We start from the raw sequence: 668 nt of genomic DNA, 5'->3' as shown, positions 1-668 counted from the left end.
CGGGTAAGCCCGGTATCACATTTTTCAACCGTGGCGGCGGGCCGCTGCACTTTGACCCGCTGAAGGACCGTAAAAACAGCGCGCACCTGCTGCTGTTCGGGCCGACCGGGGCGGGGAAATCAGCGACCCTCTGCGTGGCGCTGTGTCAGATGCTGGCCATGCACCGTTCCCGGCTGGTTCTGGTGGAGTCGGGGAATTCGTTCGGTCTGCTGGCCGACTACTGCCGGAGTTTGGGTCTGACGGTGAATAAGGTGGGTATTTATCCCGGCAGCGGGGTGAGCCTGCCGGTATTTGCGGACTCGCACCTGATTCTGGACATCCCGCCGGAACACCTGACCCTGGATGAGAATCAGCTGCCGGAACTGGGCGAGGACGTTACGGATGAACTGATTAAAAATGGCGTCCCGGGCGGTGATAAACGCGACGTGCTGGGTGAGATGGAGATTGCCGCCATTCTGATGATAACGGGCGGGGAAAGGGAGGAGAAGCTGAGTCGTGCCGACCGTGGGTTACTGCGCCGGGCGCTGGTGATAACGGCACAGCGGGTGTACGAAGAAAAACGGCAGATGCTGCCATCAGACCTGAAGGCGACGATGGAAAACATCGCCACTGACATGTCACAGAAGCCCGGCGGCGGTCCCCGCTGGCACACGAAGATGCAGGCAAGG

Annotated in this window: 1 pseudogene; it reads left to right on the top strand. The window is 60.8% G+C overall.

The features are described from left to right. A pseudogene (locus BZK42_RS28860) lies at window positions 1-668 on the top strand (conjugative transfer ATPase); the annotation flags it as partial.

The organism is Citrobacter braakii, assembly GCF_002075345.1.
GTDB lineage: Bacteria > Pseudomonadota > Gammaproteobacteria > Enterobacterales > Enterobacteriaceae > Citrobacter > Citrobacter braakii.
The sequence above is the reverse complement of the archived record's forward strand: the minus strand, read 5'-3'. Positions and strand labels throughout refer to the sequence as shown.